This window comes from Pseudomonas fjordensis, assembly GCF_976987115.1.
The window spans coordinates 660,625-677,498 of the sequence record NZ_OZ336860.1 but is presented as its reverse complement, the minus strand read 5'-3'; the positions used below and the strand labels follow the sequence as shown (position 1 = coordinate 677,498).

Below are 16,874 nucleotides of genomic sequence, written 5' to 3'. Positions count from 1 at the left end.
GAATGCCAAGTTGGAGAATCAAACATGCTGCAAGTCGACAAGCTGCACCAATACTACGGCGGTAGCCACATCCTGCGCGGGCTGTCTTTTGATGTGAAGATCGGCGAAGTCACCTGCCTGCTCGGGCGTAACGGCGTGGGCAAGACCACCCTGCTCAAGTGCCTGATGGGCCTGTTGCCCGCCAAGGAAGGCGCGGTGAACTGGGAAGGCAAGGCCATCACCGGCTTCAAGCCGCACCAGCGTGTGCATGCCGGCATCGCCTACGTGCCCCAGGGCCGGGAGATATTCGGGCGGCTGACGGTGGAAGAAAACCTGCTGATGGGCCTGTCGCGCTTTCCCGGCTCCGAAGCCAAGGAAGTGCCGGCCTTCATCTACGAACTGTTCCCGGTGTTGCTGCAAATGAAGCATCGCCGCGGCGGTGACTTGTCCGGTGGTCAGCAACAACAGTTGGCGATTGGTCGCGCCCTGGCCAGCCGCCCGCGCCTGTTGATTCTCGATGAGCCCACCGAGGGCATCCAGCCGTCGGTGATCAAGGAAATCGGCGCGGTGATCAAGAAGCTCGCGGCGCGCGGCGACATGGCGATCCTGTTGGTGGAGCAATTCTATGACTTTGCCGCTGAACTGGCAGACCAGTACCTGGTGATGTCCCGCGGCGAAATCGTGCAGCAGGGCCGTGGTGAAAATATGGAAAGCGACGGTGTGCGCGGGCTGGTAACCATCTAATCTGTAGCCTCCTAACGATAAGCACACGCTCATGAACCTGCCCGTTTCCCCTGCCCTGTTCACCCCCAGCTGGCACGCCGAGCTGGAACTCGGCTACGCGCGTGTCGACACCACCACGCGCCCGGTACTGCGCCGCCACCTTGGCCCGCTGCGGGTGCAAAAACACCTGTACGCCGAAGGCCCCGAGGTGTGCCAGCACATCATCGTACACCCGCCCGGCGGGATTGCTGGTGGCGATCGCCTGGACATCAGCGCCCATGTGGGCACAGGGGCCTGGGCCCAACTGACCAGCCCTGGCGCCGCCAAGTGGTACCGCGCCAGCGGCCCGGCGTTTCAACAACTGGAACTGACCGTGGAAGCCGGCGCGACCCTGGAATGGCTACCTCAGGAAACCATCGTGTTCAGCGCCGCCCAAGCCGAACTCACCACGCGAGTCGAGCTGTCGGGCGATGCGCGGTTGTTCTACTGGGATGTGGTCGCCCTGGGCCGCCCGGCCAGTGGCGAACGGTTCGACCTGGGCCACTTTCAATCGCACCTGGACATTCGCCGCGACGGCCAGTTGCTCTGGCACGAGCGCCAGCGCATTGTGGGCGCCGATGGGTTGCTGGATTCGCCTATCGGGCTGGATGGGCAGCCGGTGTTTGCCACATTGCTGGTGACCGGTGAAGTCGATGCGCAATTGCTGGAACAATGCCGCTCACTGCCCCACGCGGTGCGCGGTGATCTGACCCAATTGCCTGGCTTGCTGGTGGCGCGTTGTTTGGCCAGTGAAGCGTTGCTGGCGAGGGGTTGGTTGATTGATTTATGGCGGCTATTGCGCCCCGCCATGCTTGGACGCGAAGCCGTATCACCCAGAATCTGGAGCACATGAACATGCGCCCTTCTGTAGGAGCGAGCTTGCTCGCGAAGATCGTTAACGATAACGCGGGCATCCTGAATGCACGCGGGGCCCTCAGGTTTTTCGCGAGCAAGCTCGCTCCTACAGGGGTGAGTGCTCGCCCTTTTAATTGCCTTACGACGGACTGAACCATGGACCTGACCCCACGGGAAAAAGACAAACTGCTGATCTTCACCGCAGGCCTGGTCGCCGAGCGGCGCCTGGCGCGCGGGGTGAAGCTTAACTACCCGGAGACCATCGCCTATATCTCCGCCGCCTTGATGGAAGGCGCCCGCGATGGCCGCACCGTGGCCGACCTGATGCACTACGGCACCACCCTGCTCAGCCGCGAACAAGTGATGGAAGGCATTCCGGAAATGATCCCGGATATCCAGGTGGAAGCCACGTTCCCCGACGGCACCAAGCTGGTCACCGTCCACCAGCCCATTGCGTGAGGCGCGGCCATGATTCGTGATGCAACCGAACACGACCTGCCGGCAATTCGCGCCATCTACAACGACGCGGTGTTGAACACCACCGCGATCTGGAACGAGCAACCGGTGGACCTGGCCAACCGCCAAGCCTGGTTCAGTGCGCGCCAGGCCCAGGGCTATCCGATCCTGGTCGCTGTAGAAAACAACGAAGTCACCGGTTACGCCTCGTTCGGCGACTGGCGCCCCTTCGAAGGCTTTCGCTACAGCGTCGAGCACTCGGTATATGTGCGCAACGACCAGCGCGGCAAAGGCCTCGGTCCAGGGCTGATGGCAGCGTTGATTGAGCGCGCTCGCACCTGTGGCAAACATGTGATGGTCGCGGCCATCGAAAGCGGCAACCTGGCCTCGATCCGACTGCATGAACGCCTGGGCTTTATCACCACCGGGCAAATGCCCCAGGTGGGTATCAAATTTGGCCGCTGGCTCGACCTGACCTTTATGCAACTGACTTTGAACCCGGGCGCACAACCGCCCAAGGAGTGACATCGATGAGCGTTGCACAACTTCGTCGAGTCAATGCGGAAAGTTTTGCTCACTACCGGCGGGGCTTGATCGAGCTGTTGCTGGACGCGGTGCAGCATGGCGCTTCGGTGGGCTTCATGGCCGACTTCGATGAGGCCCAGGCCCGGGACTACCTGGCCGGCGTGCAAGCCGGCGTCGAGGACAGCAGCCTGCTGCTGTGGGTGGTGGTGCGCGACGAGCAGGTGATTGCCAGCGTGCAACTGGCGCTGTGCCAGAAAGCAAACGGCCTGAACCGCGCCGAGGTGCAAAAGTTGCTGGTGCACAGCAGCGCCCGTCGCCATGGCCTGGGCCAACAATTGATGAATGCCCTGGAACTCGCCGCGCGCCAGCACAAGCGTGGCCTGCTGTACCTGGACACCGAGGCCGGCTCCGGCGCCGAAGCCTTTTACCAGTCGCTGCGCTACACCAAGATCGGTGAGCTGCCCGACTATTGCCAAAGCCCGGACGGGCGCTACAGCCCGACCGCCATCTACTTCAAGACCCTGGGGCAACCTGCATGATTCCTGGTGAATATCAGATCCAGCCTGGCGAGATCGAACTGAATGTCGGCCGCCGCACCCTCACCCTCGGCGTGGCCAACAGCGGCGACCGCCCGATCCAGGTGGGTTCGCATTACCACTTTTTCGAGACCAACGACGCGCTGGAATTCGACCGAGCGGCCAGCCGTGGCATGCGCCTGAATATTGCGGCGGGCACGGCGGTGCGGTTTGAGCCGGGGCAGCGTCGGGAGGTGGAGTTGGTGGAGTTGAGTGGTGCAAGGCGGGTATTTGGGTTTGCAGGGCGGGTCATGGGCGACCTTTAGGGCCTCATCGCAGGCAAGCCAGCTCCCACAGTTGGAATGCATTCCCCTGTGGGAGCTGGCTTGCCTGCGATAGCGATTTCACATTCAACACCTATTGTTCAGGGCACACACATGAAAATCACCCGCCAAGCCTACGCCGACATGTACGGCCCCACCGTCGGTGACAAGGTGCGCCTGGCCGACACCGAATTGTTCGTCGAAGTGGAACAGGACTTCACCGTCTACGGCGAAGAGGTCAAATTCGGCGGCGGCAAGGTAATCCGCGACGGCCAGGGCCAGAGCCAATTGCTCGCCCATGAAGTGGTCGACACGCTGATCACCAATGCATTGATCATCGACCACTGGGGCATCGTCAAGGCTGACGTGGGCCTCAAGAATGGCCGCATCCACGCGATTGGCAAAGCCGGCAACCCGGACATCCAGCCCGGCGTGACCATGGCCATCGGCGCCAGCACCGAAGTGATTGCCGGGGAAGGCATGATCCTCACCGCCGGCGGCATCGACTCCCATGTGCATTTCATTTGCCCACAGCAGATCGAAGAGGCCCTCACCAGCGGCGTCACCACCATGATCGGCGGCGGCACCGGGCCGGCCACCGGCACCAACGCCACCACCTGCACCTCCGGCCCGTGGCACCTTGCGCGGATGCTGCAGGCCAGCGATTCGTTCCCGATGAACATTGGCTTTACCGGCAAGGGCAACGCCAGTTTGCCCGAACCGCTGATCGAGCAGGTCAAGGCCGGTGCTATCGGCTTGAAGCTGCACGAAGACTGGGGCACAACGCCGGCGAGCATCGATAACTGCCTGAGCGTCGCCGATGCCTACGACGTGCAGGTGGCGATCCACAGCGACACCCTCAATGAGTCGGGCTTCGTCGAAACCACCCTCGCCGCGCTCAAGGGCCGCACCATCCACACGTACCACACCGAAGGCGCCGGTGGCGGCCACGCGCCGGATATCATCAAGGCCTGCGGCTTCCCCAATGTGCTGCCCAGCTCCACCAACCCGACGCGGCCGTTCACGCGCAACACCATCGACGAGCATCTGGACATGCTGATGGTGTGTCACCACCTGGACCCGAGCATTGCCGAAGACGTGGCCTTCGCCGAAAGCCGCATCCGCCGCGAAACCATCGCCGCCGAAGACATCCTGCACGACCTCGGCGCGTTCTCGATGATCAGCTCCGACAGCCAGGCCATGGGCCGTGTCGGCGAAGTCATCACGCGCACCTGGCAGACCGCCGACAAGATGAAAAAACAGCGTGGCCCCCTGCCGGGCGACGGCGCGGGCAACGATAACTTCCGCGCCAAACGCTACATCGCCAAGTACACCATCAACCCGGCGATCACCCACGGCATCAGCCATATCGTCGGCTCCATCGAAGTCGGCAAATGGGCCGACCTGGTGCTGTGGCGCCCGGCGTTTTTCGGCATCAAGCCGACGCTGATCCTCAAGGGCGGCGCCATTGCTTCGAGCCTGATGGGCGACGCCAACGCCTCGATCCCCACACCGCAACCGGTGCATTACCGCCCCATGTTCGCCAGCTTCGGCAGCTCCCTGCACGCCACCAGCCTGACGTTTATCAGCCAGGCAGCACAGGCCGCCGGCCTGCCCGAGGCCCTGGGTTTGAAAAAGCAGATTGCAGTGGTCAAGGGTTGCCGCGATGTGCAGAAAACGGACCTGATCCACAACGACTATTTGCCGGATATCGAGGTGGACCCGCAGACGTATCAGGTCAAGGCCGATGGGGTGTTGCTGTGGTGTGAACCGGCTGAAGTGTTGCCGATGGCGCAGCGGTATTTCCTGTTCTAGCTTCGCCCCATGTGGTGAGGGAGCTTGCGCCCTCACCACAGGTACAGCGTGTTCGCGTAGGCCTCAGAACTGCTCGCGTGGGTTAAAAGCGGCTTTTTGCGCCAGCTCCTGCCACAACGCTTTCACATCGTCGTTACCCGCCGCAGGCATGACCGCCTTCAGTTGGATGAACAGGTAGCCGCGTTGCCCGGCCTTGTTCAACAAGCCGTGGCCCTTGGCACGCATGCGCTGGCCGTTCTGGCTGCCGGCTGGCACCTTGAGGTTGATCTTGCCGGTGAGGGTCGGCACGGCCACTTCCGTGCCCAGCGCCAACTCCCAGGGTGCCAGCGGCAGGTTGATGATCAGGTTTTCGCCGTCCACCTCGAACTTGGGGTGGGGTGCAAACTTGATGATCAAGTACAAATCACCGTTGGCCCCGCCACCGATGCCCGGTGCGCCCTGAGCCTTGAGGCGAATGCGCTCGCCATCGGCCACACCGGCCGGGATCTTCACGTTCAGGCTTTTGGTGGTATTGCTCACATGCCGACCGGAGGCATCGTATTGCGGCACCTGGAAGCTGATCTGCTTGGACTCGGTGGACAGGGTTTCCTCCAGGGAAACCGTGAGGTGCATCTCCACGTCCTGGCCCTTGCGCCCGGTAGGACGGCGCTGGCCGCCACCGAAAGCATCGCCGCGCGAGCCGAAGATCGAACTGAAAAAGTCCGAAAAGTCGCCCGCGTCCTGGCCGCCACCAAAGCCGCCACGGCTCTGCCAGCCCGGCGGGCCCTGGAACGGCTGGCCATGCTGGCCGTATTTGCGCAATTCGTCGTATTCGGCGCGCTTGTCGGCGCTTTTCAGCGCTTCGTAGGCCTCGGACGCATCCTTGAACTTGGATTCGGCATCCTTTTCCTTGCTGACGTCCGGGTGATATTTACGCGCCAGCTTGCGATAAGCCGACTTGATCTCCTTGTCGTCAGCCGTCGGCTCGACACCGAGAATCTTGTAATAGTCTTTGAAATCCATGGGGGCATCACCATCCGTTATCGATATCGCGCAGCCCGCCACACGGCACGCCATGGCTGGCAGCCTGGGAATTGATGTCAGGGCGCGTCATAAGTTAAGCGGCGGCACACAGGTTTAATGCAATGGCTGTGTACCGCCTGGATATGCCCACAAGATTGGGGCAAAACGCGGTCTTTCAAGATGCGATACCGCTATTTACGACGACGGACGGGTTACCGACCTGCGTAGGATCAAGCGAACAGCTTTTTTATCATCCCCTCGGTGTATTGGTAGTCCAATCGCAGCTCGGTGCCCGCGGCGATGTCTTCAGTGGCGAAAAGGGTGTTGAGGATGAACGGCTTGCGCTTTATCTGCGCCCCTGGCCCCACGCCCAGCCACATGTCGGCCTCAACATCAAACCCCACTGTCTCGACGTTATAGCCACTTGGCGCCTGGCGCAGCGGCTTGCCGTTTTCGTCATATTCAAAGTGGGTGTTTATTCGCGACAGAATATTGTCCCCCGACAAATGAATCGGCACCTCCATCAGAACGTTACCCTCGGCGACCTTCTGGCTGCCCACCTTCATGGTGTAGGTCTGGCCGCCCTCGCCGAAGATCCCCGACGGCAGTACGGTACCGCCGTAGACACCGACGATTTCTCCTTTGGCGATACGCCGGTTGGCCACCACCATGGACTGGCCGATCAACGCCTTTTCGCCAGGCACTTTCACATCCTGCGCGGTGAACGTGCGCAGTTGCAGTTGCGCTTCATAGCGTGCACCGACATGCTCATAGCCTTCGAACTGGATGTAGGGTTTGACCTGCGCGGAGGTGTATTGCGCGCCGGAATCCAAGGTCACTTGCCTCTCCAGGGTTCGGATACGGATCGGCCTGCCCTGGTAATCCCTGAGTGGGTACTTGCCGTTGTTGGCGCGGATGTAACTGCCGACCGGATTAGGGTTGGCCGTAAAGTGCACCTCCCGGCGCATGTAACTGAGTTCGGCCGTTGTATAGGGCTTGACCGGCATGGATTCCGACGCGTCGACAAACTCATCGTCGGACCCCGGCGGCGCCATCCCGCCCGCCAGGCCTCGGCGGCGCCACACGCCATTGACGTCAGGCTTGGCCACGATTGCGCTGCTGGTCAACCGCAAGGGGTTATCCGCCGCTTGTACCCATAACACGTAATGCTCGCCATCACCCGCATCGGGCATGCTCGCCACGAAGTAGCGCTTGCCATTGAAGTCGATGGCTTGCGCCTGGGACAGTTGCAAGCCGTTGCCATCGCTATCCGCCAACACTTCAAGGCTCGCTGTCGGCACCAGCGCCTGCGCCACTTCATCGCGGCTCAAGCGTTCGATCAATTGTGCTTCTTCAATCTCGAACTGCGCCTGCAATGCCTTGACCTTGGTGTCGTAGGTTGCACGGGGCAGCGTCCCGGCCTCGAAGTCGCGCTGCAAGGCTTCCATTTGTTCGTGATGGGGTTCGTTCTGTGCTTCAAACTGCGCCCGGTATTTATTCGCCACATAGTCTTTCCAGAAGTCTCTGGCGAGCATGGCTTGCAACTCCTGGGCGGAGTTATCCAGGCTGAGCACCCGTTGGTAGGCCGCATCAAGCATAGCCTGGGTCACATTGCCGAAATGGGCAAACCGGGCCTGCTGCGGTTGGCCGGGCAATTCAAGGCGATCCTTGAGCCCATGGCGATACGCCATGCGCACCTCCACCTCTTCCACGGCCCTCAAGGCGCTCTCCCGTTGGGCAGGGCTCAAGCCCTCACGCGCGTTGATCGCAGCCCTGCGCTGGTCGATATCCTCCAGGGCGATCTTTTCCAGCTCATCGAGACGGAACAGCCCCTTGGACAGCTTCAGCAGGGCCTCACCCTGGGTCGAGTCCAAAGCGAGTGCCTTGGCGTTGTAGGTCATCAGCAGAATCTCCAGGTTGCTGAAGGTCAACGCCGCCCGGTCACAGCAGGCCGCCCGCCCCGCCCACTCGAACATCTCCTTGCGCAACTGCTCGGACTCATTGCTGTTTTGCGTGATGCCATCGATCACCTCCCAGATGCGGCGCTGCAAGTCTTCACGCCCGGCAGGCGCTATTTCCAGGTCCCGGAGCACTTCAAAGAAGCCGTCCGAACCCGGTAACGCACGCAGGGTGGACCACTGGAGCCGGCGCTGCGCCAACTGCTCAGTGGAAAAGCCTGTGGACCAGCGCCGAAACGGAGCATCCGCGTCATGCGACACCACCGGGCCATCCACCGCACTCGTCACACTGGCGACCAATCGATTGGCTGCTCGCTCGGTGGCGGTGAGCCGGTCGCCGTAGGCGTTGATGCGTTGTCGCGTATCGGCGGACAGCGGGTTAAGGCCCAGGTCGGTTACCCGGGTGACCCGCAGTGTCTGTTCCAGTTGCTCGTCCGACGGGGCGATCAGCGCATCGGGCAAGGTGGAAATATTGTTGCCACGCAGGTACACCATGTCCAACAGGGGGAGCTCGTCCAAGCCGGTAGGCCAGGTATCGAGGCCGGTGGCCCCCATGCCCAACGAGTGCAGGTTGGTCATTTGGCTGAAGTCCGGCGCCCTACTCAGGGGGTTTGAATTGAGTACCAGAGCCTTGAGCGTGGTGCGTGACGAGAGTATCGCCGCCGAATCGGCAGTCAGGCGGATCCGGTTGTTTTGCAGGGACAAGCGGGTCAAGCCATGCATCTGCCCCACCGCCGGCGGTAACTCACGCAACTGGTTCTTGGACAAATCGAGCCAGCGCACCCCACGAAAACGCGCGAGGAACCCTTCCGGCGAGGTTCGAAGGTTCATATTGCTCAGTTTGAGCGAACCCACATGGCTGAAATCCGCGTCCAGGTCAGGCAGGCTCGGCAGGTTCAGATCACTGAGGTTCAACTCCAGGCCGAAAGGTTCGCCATCATTGGTGAGCTGTTGCGGTGTTTCTTGCCTCCAGCAGCGCAAGATGCGGTCCCAGGCCTGGTGGCGGTCACGCAAAGACCCTGCGTCATTGGCACGCTCGCCAACACGCACATAGCGCTGGCGCTCACCACCGCCTGAGAACAGCCACCCGTTCAACTGCCGGAGCAGCACAGAATGCTCTTGCCAGAGGCGGTTGAGCTGCGCATCGGCCCCTTCACCCCAGGACCAGATAAGCGCCCTGGCCTTCTGCACGGAGTACTCGGGGTACATGTACTGCACCTTCTCGATGCGCGGGTTTTTACTGTCGAAAGCGCCCTCCAGTGCCCCTTGCAACAGGTCGGGTCGAGACTGGGCCAGGTCCTGCCAGTACTTATCGAAGGTTTTCCAATAATCGGGGGGGAAGCGATTATTCTCGAGCAAGGTGACATTGTTGATACGTGCCACGGTTTCCAATTGATCCGCGGGCGGCACCAGGTTGTCCTGTGGTACCTGTTGCAGACGGTTTTGACGCAGGTCGAGGCGCTCCAGCCCGGCTTGCTCTCTCAACCCCGAGGGCCAACGCTCGATGCGCGTCCTATACAGACTCAGCTCTCTTAAATGGGGCATGCCACTGAAGTCTGGCGTTACGCCCAGCGGATTACTCGACAGGTCGAGCACTTGCAGCGCATTGAGATTACTCACCAAGCCCGCGCTATGTTCAGTCAACTGCAAGCCGTTGTCGTGCAGCGTCAACGCAGTGAGCTGCTTCATGTCGCCAATCACCGCAGGCAGCTCGGTCATTTCGGCCCCGGTGATGCTCAAACTGTTCAGCTCGTTAAAGTTTTCGAGGAACAACGCACTGGAATGCCCACCCCATTTGACATTCGACAACACCAATTCCTGGACATGGTCGAAGCCTCCTTTTATGGCGGGCAAATCCACCCCATAGAGGTTGTCCCTGGGCAGGCGAATGTGCAGTTGGCTCCCGGTCTCACGGCGCCAGCAGCGTTTGATCTCTTCGCTCACACGCCACTCCTCGCTGTAAGGGGCCAAGGCCCGCGCTCCCTTAGCTTGCGCCCAGACTTTCAAGGTTTTTTTCAGGGTGCGGTACTCCAACTCACGGCGGCTCAACTCGCCCCGCACGTCTTCACCCAGCGACTCAATGAACGCCGTGACCTGCTCGTCGCTGAAGGTTGGAAACAACCGCCGTACCCGCTCCGCCGGGGAGCGAAGCACATTCCCCGCCGTCCTTAACAACTGACGCACCCCAGGCGCGCCGCCCAATAGCCTGGCCATCGGGTCGTAGTCAGGTTTGCGCAGTGGGTTCTCCTCCAGCACCGTGCGCAACGGCCCTCGCGGTAACGGGCTGCGTTGAATCGCCTGCTTGAGTTCAACGGCACTGCTCAAGCCCAGGCGCTGGCGTTCATCGAGTGCCAATTGTTCCCAGATAGCGCTGTAGAAATCACCGGGCATGGAGGCTTGGAAGTCGCCGCTTTCCAGCAGCACCAATGTGCGTTTATGCGGAAAGTCAGGCGAGCCGATGGCATCCAGCACCGTGCCTTCAGCCGAATACTGACGCAGCTCGATGCGCGAACCCCGGTGCCAGCCCGGCAGGGTTTCCAGGGTGCGCAAGGCCAGGCGCTGGCTGTCCAGGTGCGTCTGGGTGTCCAGGTGCAACCCTTCGTAGGCACGGGCCACCCGGGTTTCCTGAGCACACCATCGGGCTTGCGTGGCCAGGGGCTCGGGCAAACGACGGGTGCTGCGAAAGGCCTGCAACTGATCGGTCGTCGCCCCTTGCAGCACACCCTCGGCGACCGGTGTGGGCAAGGCCGGGTAGGTATCCAGCAGACGTTGCACATCGGCATCGGGCGCAGGGTTCAGCGCTTGGTAGCGTTGTTCCAGTAACGGCCCCTTGAGGCTGTCAACGGCATCGCCGAGATAGTGGCGCAGCTTGCCGGCGCGCACCTCCAGCGACTCCTCGGGGCTGCCGGGAAACTCCTTGAGCAGCGGGTCGACACCCTGCAACGTATACAACAACTCGCGCAGCAAACCGCCCCGGACCATGGCGCTTTCGGTCACCACCATCACGCGCTTGCTGGCTGAAGCCGGTGCATCGGGCGTCTCCCAGAGCACCTCGCCCTGGGGGCCGATGACTTTCAGCGCCACGTTGTCAGGCAAGAGGCCACGGCGTTGAAGCAGATCAAATTGCAGCTTGGGTTCGGCTTTCGAGTACACCAAGGGGTCACTGCTTCTGATGCGCTCGGCAAAGGTGGTGAGCTGCTGGTGCAGTTCAAAGCGTTTGAGCGTGTCTTCCAGTAACCACGGCAACGGCTCGTGATGGACCGCGGCCTGGCGCAACACGTCGGTGTCGACACCGCTGATGCGCAGCGGGTCCGCCTGGTCGACAAGCCCCAGGCGCTTGAGCAAGGTCGGTTCATCCCAGGTCAGCGGTTCTTCCAGCTCATGGCTCCATACCCCGTTGTGGTTGTGTTCCAGCTCCGGGGTATAAGCGCCGGAGCGGGTCGGGTGCTGGATGCGGTAATCACCGGTGAGGGTGTCTTGCTTGACCTGGTAATGGGCGTCCTCGAATGCCACCAGTTGCTGCCCGTCATGCTCGTACAGGCCCAGCGCGTTGGCCTTGGCCTCGGGCGCCGGTTTGACGGGCGCTTCGTAGGGCGCGAGGTCAGGGTTCCACAGCACCTGCTTGCCGGACGGCATCGTCACAGGCTTGAGATGCTCCACCGCGCTCTGCCATTTGACGGCAGGCAGTACCTTGGCGCCGGTGGCAATAAACGCCACGTTCAACGCCACCGAGGCAAAATGCGCCCACATTTGCCGCGGCTCGCCTTGTCCATAAGCCTCTATCCCTTCAAAGACCTCGTAGCACATCTGCGACGCGCCCACGGCCAGCATGATGGGCCCCAACCCTGGCACCACGAAGGCCGCCAGGTTGAACACGCTGACAGCGGCGTCGAAAAAACCTTCCAGACGCTCCAGCCGCGCCTTGCGATCCTCGTCCTCGGTGGGTACGGCCACGGCCCGCGCATCACTCAAAATCTTGCGGATATGTGCCTGCCGACTGCGCTGCCAAAGGTCACCACTGAGCAGGAAGCCGTCCATGGGCAAACGCACCAACGAGGTACGCAGCGGATAATCGGCCCCACCGTTGCCATTATCGGCTGGCTGGTACAACCGGCTGAAACGGGCGAAAAAACTGCCTTGCTCGTGCACCGGTATAAAGCGACTAAAAAAGCGTCGATAGGATGCGCTGTGCAAGCGCATGCGCAGATCGACCATGAACTCGCCGCTGGAGGCGTACTCCTTGACCGGCTGTTGCGGGTCGCCGGGTATGTACACCACCAGTGGCTCGGTACGGTCCGAACGTTCACGGTCTGGCCCGATCAGCAGCGGCCCTACCAGCACGCGGTCCAACACCTTGAGGGCGGCGTAGGTGACCGGCTTGCCCGCCAGCTTCGGTGTGCCGGAACCGGCCACCACCTGTTTGAGCATCTGGTAGGCATCGGCACTCAACGCGCCGTTTAACTGCAACCGGGCAATCTCGATGCTCAGCGCCAGTTGCTGGCGTTGATGCTCCTCAAGCAACTGCTCCAGCGCCTCGCGCTCTTGGGCGGCGTCGGGTTCGACAACCGCCTTGATGTGCTTCTGGTATTGCGCGCCGAGGTCCAGGGTGCGGCACAGCTTGGCAAACTCATGGGGCTTGATCGCCACCGCGTGGGCGTTGACGGCGGCGAATGTCGCAATGATGTGGGGGTTCTCGGGATTCCAGCGGGTAATGAGTTGGCAATCGGTGCACGGCGAAGGCTGTTCTTCATCGGCCTCGAAATTGGCCAGAGCCGCTTCCAACAGGGATGTACCACGGTAGGTGTAGGTCAGGCTGGGGTCGTTTTGCTGTTCAAAAACAAAGGCCCCGTAGAAATCGTCGCGAGCACCTTTGTAGGCGTATTTGCGCACGAGGAACACATTGCGTACATCCAACTCCAGGTTGAACTGCTTTTTGATCGCGTCCTTGAGCGGCTGCTCGGCGAACGCCAGGATGTCGTCGATCTGGCCAAGATGTTCTTCGATTGAATTGAGGGTTTCGCGAAAACGTGTGTGCTGCTCGGCCAGGGTGGTTTTGTCTTGGTGAGTCGCGGCCAGGTACCAGGAAGGAATGTCCATCTCGTGCTGGCCCAGCTCTTCCTGGCGCTGGGTCGTGCCCTCCAGGAACCAGCTTGGCACGCGTTGTTTGAGGAAGTCGTAGTGCACGCCGCGCAGGTCGGCGGTAAAGGTTGCATCAGGCATAGCGGTTCATCCGTGAGCGGTAAAACCGCAGCCTAGCCAAACCCCGGCAGCCTCAAGACGTAGCTATGTAGCGCGAATGCCGATGGATTTACGGATCACCGGTCTACGCATCCGCGCGCCAGTGGCATACACTGCGCGGCCGTTTTTTGCCCGGAACCTGTGAGACATGAAAAACGCATCCCCAGCCCGTGCCTGCGGCATCGACTTCGGCACGTCCAACTCCACCGTCGGCTGGATCCGCCCCGGCGAGGAGACGCTGATCGCGCTGGAGGACGACAAGATCACCCTGCCGTCAGTGGTGTTCTTCAACTTCGAGGAGCGCCGCCCGGTCTACGGTCGCCTGGCGCTGCACGAATACCTGGAGAACTACGAAGGCCGCCTGATGCGCTCGCTCAAGAGCCTGCTGGGTTCCAAGCTGATCAAGCACGACACCAGCGTGCTCGGCACTGCCATGCCCTTCACCGACCTGCTGGCACTGTTTATCGGCCAACTCAAGAGCCGCGCCGAAGCCAACGCCGGCCGTGAGTTCGAAGAAGTGGTGCTGGGCCGCCCGGTGTTCTTCGTCGATGACGACCCGATGGCCGACCAGGAAGCAGAAAACACCCTGGTGGACGTGGCGCGCAAGATCGGCTTCAAGGACATCTCCTTCCAGTACGAACCGATTGCTGCTGCCTTCGATTACGAGTCCACCATCACCAAAGAAGAGCTGGTGCTGATCGTCGACATCGGCGGTGGTACCTCCGACTTCTCCCTGGTGCGCCTGTCGCCGGAGCGTCGTCACAACGACAACCGCCAGAGCGACATCCTCGCCACCGGCGGCGTACACATCGGTGGTACCGACTTCGACAAACAGCTCAGCCTACAAGGCATGATGCCGCTGTTCGGCTACGGCAGCCGCATGAAAAGCGGCGCCTACATGCCCACCAGCCACCACATGAACCTGGCCACCTGGCACACCATCAACTCGGTGTACTCACAAAAATCCCAGCTGGCCCTGGGCAGCATGCGCTACGACATCGAAGACACCGGCGGCATCGACCGCCTGTTCAAACTGATCGAACAGCGCGCCGGGCACTGGCTGGCCATGGAAGTGGAAGAAACCAAGATCCAGCTCACCCACCAAGACAGCCGCCACGTGCCGCTGGACCGCATCGAAGCCGGCCTGAGCGTAGACCTGAGCCGCGCACTGTTCGAGTCGTCCATCGACAGCTTGCTGGAACGTGTACGCGGCAGCGTCACGCAGTTGCTCAACGACGCCTCGGTGAGCGTGGCGCAGGTGGACACCGTGTTCTTCACCGGCGGCTCCAGCGGCATCCCGGCACTGCGCCACAGCATCTCGGCAATGCTGCCGAATGCGCGGCATGTGGAAGGCAATATCTTCGGCAGTATTGGCAGTGGTTTGGCGATTGAGGCGAGCAAGCGTTACGGTTGCTGAGTTGTAGCTAAAACCGTGGCACGCCCCTCCGACGGTAACCACGATGCGAAGCGAGCCGCTCTTGATCTTGATCTGCTTTTGATCTTAGGCGCCCCGTCAAACCACGCTGGCCGAACGCAGGCTTGAATTCGTGGGTAACCCGGCAGGACGCCGGGTTAGCCGCCCCGCGCCATGGATGGCGCGTGGCGGCGGCCCACGGATTCAAGCCTGTGTTCGGGCACACCGAGCGTGAGCGAGGTGCCGAGTGGTGGGGCAAGAGCCCTTTGGTTACTTTGGGGCTTTTCCAAAGTGACCCGCCGTCAGGGCGGAACCCTAAGCGGCCCTTACCGCAGCAATGGATATACACACAATCCAACTGCGTTGACTGCCAGGCCGCCTTCGCGAGCAAGCCCGCTCCCACAGTTTGATCGCGGGGCGTCAGATAGACAGGGGCCGGCTGTGAGGCCGTCATCGCAGGCAAGCCAGCTCCCACAGGTGATCGCATTTCAATGTGGGAGCGGGCTTGCCCGCGATGGCGTCAGCCCAGGCGACACAAGGCCTAAACCATCCCCCCAAGCTTCAGCTCGCTCTTGAGATAGGCATAGTAAATCGGCCCCGCCACCACCCCCGGCAAGCCGAACGCCGCCTCAAACACCAGCATCGCCAACAACAACTCCCACGACTTGGCACTGATCTGCCCGCCAACAATACGTGCGTTGAGGAAGTACTCAACCTTGTGGATCACGATCAAATACCCCAGCGCCGCCACCGCCACCCAGATCGACAACGACAACGCCACAATGGTGATCAGCGTGTTGGAGATCAAGTTACCGATCACCGGCAGCAGGCCGAGCAGGAAGGTCAGCACGATCAGGGTCTTGGTCAACGGCAGGTGGATGCCACACAACGGCAGCACCACCGCCAGGAACACCGCAGTGAAGGCGGTGTTCAGCGCGGCGATCTTGATCTGAGCAAAAACGATGTTGCGAAACGCCTGGACCAGCAGGTGCAAACGGTCGAACAGCGCGGCGGCCAAGGGTTTGCGCTTGGTCAGGTCGGGCACGCGCTGCAAGGCGATGATCGCGCCCAGCACCATGCCGATCAGCAAGGTGACGAACATGTGGGCAGCGTCTTTGCCGACCAGTTGCAGTTCGCTCAGGTGCTTGCTCAGCCAATCGCCAATGGCCACGCGAAACTCCGCGGCGCTGGCAGGCAGGTAAGCGTCGATGGACGGCGGCAATTGGCCGCGCGCGCGGTCGACCACGCCCATGAATTTATCCAGGGACGCCCCGGGGTTTTCCGCTTCGTGGAGCAGGAAGCTGATGGCGCCGGCGAAGATCAAGGCCAGCACGCTGACAATCAAGGTGCCCAGCAAAGCCACCGCCAGCCAGCGTGCGCGCCGGCCTTCGATCAGGCGTTGCAGTTGAGGGGTGAGCATGTTGACCAGCTCATAGACCAACAGGCCGGCCAGCAGGCTGGGCAGCAATTTCAGCGGCAGTACCAGCAGCAACCCGCCGAAAATGATGATGTAGCTAGACAGCAACAACACATGACGCTGAGAAAACGTTGGCATACAGCCTCAAAACAAACGGCGTTGAAGGATGTTGTAGGAGCGAGCTTGCTCGCGAAAAACGCAAGAGCGCCTCGTTTAGTCAGGGCGCCCGTGTGATCGTTCACGTTTTTCGCGAGCAAGCTCGCTCCTACAAAGGGGCTGTGTGCGAGTGTCGCAGCCTTCTATGGCCCGGGGCTATTATTTCTTCAGGCAGGTGCTCATGAAGGTTTTGCGCGCGTCACCGGCCAAGGCTTGGGTTTTCGCCGACGCATTGCAGTCTTTCATCTTCTGCTGCTGCGGGGTCAGGGTCTTGGCGTCGTTGGCGGCAGGTGCCGACAGGCAGGTCTTCATGAAGGCCTTGCGGTCATCGCCCTTGAGCGTCTTGGTGGTGGCCTCGGCATTGCAGGTGGTCATTTTGTTCTGCTGGGCAGTGGCGGCAAAACCCTGGGCACACATCAGCAGGCCCATCATCAACAACGGAATACGCAGCATCTTCAT

12 protein-coding genes and 1 pseudogene are annotated in these 16,874 nt (G+C 61.4%); 9 read left to right on the top strand and 4 right to left on the bottom strand.

From position 1 onward, the window contains the following. Positions 1–24: 24 nt before the first annotated feature. From urtE to ureC, 8 genes and pseudogenes are all read left to right on the top strand, one after another. On the top strand, positions 25–723 hold the full coding sequence (gene urtE, locus ACWHXD_RS02870) for an urea ABC transporter ATP-binding subunit UrtE (RefSeq protein WP_032893783.1): 699 nt from the start codon (positions 25–27) through the stop codon (positions 721–723). 31 nt (positions 724–754) lie between these two features. Then, on the top strand, positions 755–1,594 hold the full coding sequence (locus ACWHXD_RS02865; protein ID WP_138763140.1) for an urease accessory protein UreD: 840 nt from the start codon (positions 755–757) through the stop codon (positions 1,592–1,594). 2 nt (positions 1,595–1,596) lie between these two features. Beyond that, positions 1,597–1,707 (top strand): annotated as a pseudogene (locus ACWHXD_RS02860) (outer membrane lipoprotein carrier protein LolA); the annotation flags it as partial. A gap of 45 nt (positions 1,708–1,752) precedes the next feature. Continuing rightward, positions 1,753–2,055 carry an urease subunit gamma gene (gene ureA / locus ACWHXD_RS02855; RefSeq protein WP_003171437.1) on the top strand — a complete coding sequence of 101 codons (303 nt, stop codon included), beginning with the start codon at positions 1,753–1,755 and terminating at the stop codon, positions 2,053–2,055. 9 nt (positions 2,056–2,064) lie between these two features. Then, positions 2,065–2,577, top strand: a complete 513-nt coding sequence (locus tag ACWHXD_RS02850; protein ID WP_138763139.1) for a GNAT family N-acetyltransferase — start codon at positions 2,065–2,067, stop codon at positions 2,575–2,577. A 5-nt stretch (positions 2,578–2,582) separates the two neighbouring features. Continuing rightward, positions 2,583–3,116 (top strand): GNAT family N-acetyltransferase, encoded by a 534-nt coding sequence (locus ACWHXD_RS02845; protein WP_138763138.1) that lies wholly within the window; start codon positions 2,583–2,585, stop codon positions 3,114–3,116. Next, on the top strand, positions 3,113–3,418 hold the full coding sequence (locus ACWHXD_RS02840) for an urease subunit beta (protein ID WP_138763137.1): 306 nt from the start codon (positions 3,113–3,115) through the stop codon (positions 3,416–3,418). The genes ACWHXD_RS02845 and ACWHXD_RS02840 overlap by 4 nt, the downstream gene beginning before the upstream one ends. Positions 3,419–3,529: 111 nt before the next feature. After that, a complete protein-coding gene (gene ureC, locus ACWHXD_RS02835; protein WP_032893788.1) occupies positions 3,530–5,230 on the top strand; it encodes an urease subunit alpha in 1,701 nt (566 codons plus the stop codon). Between the two features lie 63 nt (positions 5,231–5,293). Here ureC and ACWHXD_RS02830 read toward each other — a convergent pair whose 3' ends face one another. Then, positions 5,294–6,232, bottom strand: coding sequence for a DnaJ C-terminal domain-containing protein (locus tag ACWHXD_RS02830; RefSeq protein WP_098949709.1), 939 nt, complete (start codon positions 6,230–6,232; stop codon positions 5,294–5,296). A 230-nt stretch (positions 6,233–6,462) separates the two neighbouring features. Next, entirely contained in the window at positions 6,463–13,410 is a 6,948-nt protein-coding gene (locus ACWHXD_RS02825) for a dermonecrotic toxin domain-containing protein (protein WP_138763136.1), read from the bottom strand. A 166-nt stretch (positions 13,411–13,576) separates the two neighbouring features. Here ACWHXD_RS02825 and ACWHXD_RS02820 point away from each other — a divergent pair, with 166 nt between their 5' ends. Further along, positions 13,577–14,845, top strand: coding sequence for an Hsp70 family protein (locus ACWHXD_RS02820; RefSeq protein WP_032893792.1), 1,269 nt, complete (start codon positions 13,577–13,579; stop codon positions 14,843–14,845). Positions 14,846–15,383: 538 nt separating this feature from the next. On the opposite strand, the gene ACWHXD_RS02815 is transcribed toward ACWHXD_RS02820, so the two are convergent. Together ACWHXD_RS02815 and ACWHXD_RS02810 are read right to left on the bottom strand one after the other, a co-directional pair. Then, positions 15,384–16,397, bottom strand: coding sequence for an AI-2E family transporter (locus ACWHXD_RS02815; protein ID WP_003188124.1), 1,014 nt, complete (start codon positions 16,395–16,397; stop codon positions 15,384–15,386). 177 nt (positions 16,398–16,574) lie between these two features. Continuing rightward, on the bottom strand, positions 16,575–16,874 hold the full coding sequence (locus tag ACWHXD_RS02810) for a PsiF family protein (RefSeq protein WP_003188123.1): 300 nt from the start codon (positions 16,872–16,874) through the stop codon (positions 16,575–16,577).

Bases quoted from the DNA above. Each gene is read 5' to 3' on its own strand.
- urtE (WP_032893783.1), top strand. From the start codon at position 25: ATGCTGCAAGTCGACAAGCTGCACCAATACTACGGCGGTAGCCACATC.
- ACWHXD_RS02865 (WP_138763140.1), top strand. From the start codon at position 755: ATGAACCTGCCCGTTTCCCCTGCCCTGTTCACCCCCAGCTGGCACGCC.
- ureA (WP_003171437.1), top strand. From the start codon at position 1,753: ATGGACCTGACCCCACGGGAAAAAGACAAACTGCTGATCTTCACCGCA.
- ACWHXD_RS02850 (WP_138763139.1), top strand. From the start codon at position 2,065: ATGATTCGTGATGCAACCGAACACGACCTGCCGGCAATTCGCGCCATC.
- ACWHXD_RS02845 (WP_138763138.1), top strand. From the start codon at position 2,583: ATGAGCGTTGCACAACTTCGTCGAGTCAATGCGGAAAGTTTTGCTCAC.
- ACWHXD_RS02840 (WP_138763137.1), top strand. From the start codon at position 3,113: ATGATTCCTGGTGAATATCAGATCCAGCCTGGCGAGATCGAACTGAAT.
- ureC (WP_032893788.1), top strand. From the start codon at position 3,530: ATGAAAATCACCCGCCAAGCCTACGCCGACATGTACGGCCCCACCGTC.
- ACWHXD_RS02830 (WP_098949709.1), bottom strand. From the start codon at position 6,232: ATGGATTTCAAAGACTATTACAAGATTCTCGGTGTCGAGCCGACGGCT.
- ACWHXD_RS02825 (WP_138763136.1), bottom strand. From the start codon at position 13,410: ATGCCTGATGCAACCTTTACCGCCGACCTGCGCGGCGTGCACTACGAC.
- ACWHXD_RS02820 (WP_032893792.1), top strand. From the start codon at position 13,577: ATGAAAAACGCATCCCCAGCCCGTGCCTGCGGCATCGACTTCGGCACG.
- ACWHXD_RS02815 (WP_003188124.1), bottom strand. From the start codon at position 16,397: ATGCCAACGTTTTCTCAGCGTCATGTGTTGTTGCTGTCTAGCTACATC.
- ACWHXD_RS02810 (WP_003188123.1), bottom strand. From the start codon at position 16,874: ATGAAGATGCTGCGTATTCCGTTGTTGATGATGGGCCTGCTGATGTGT.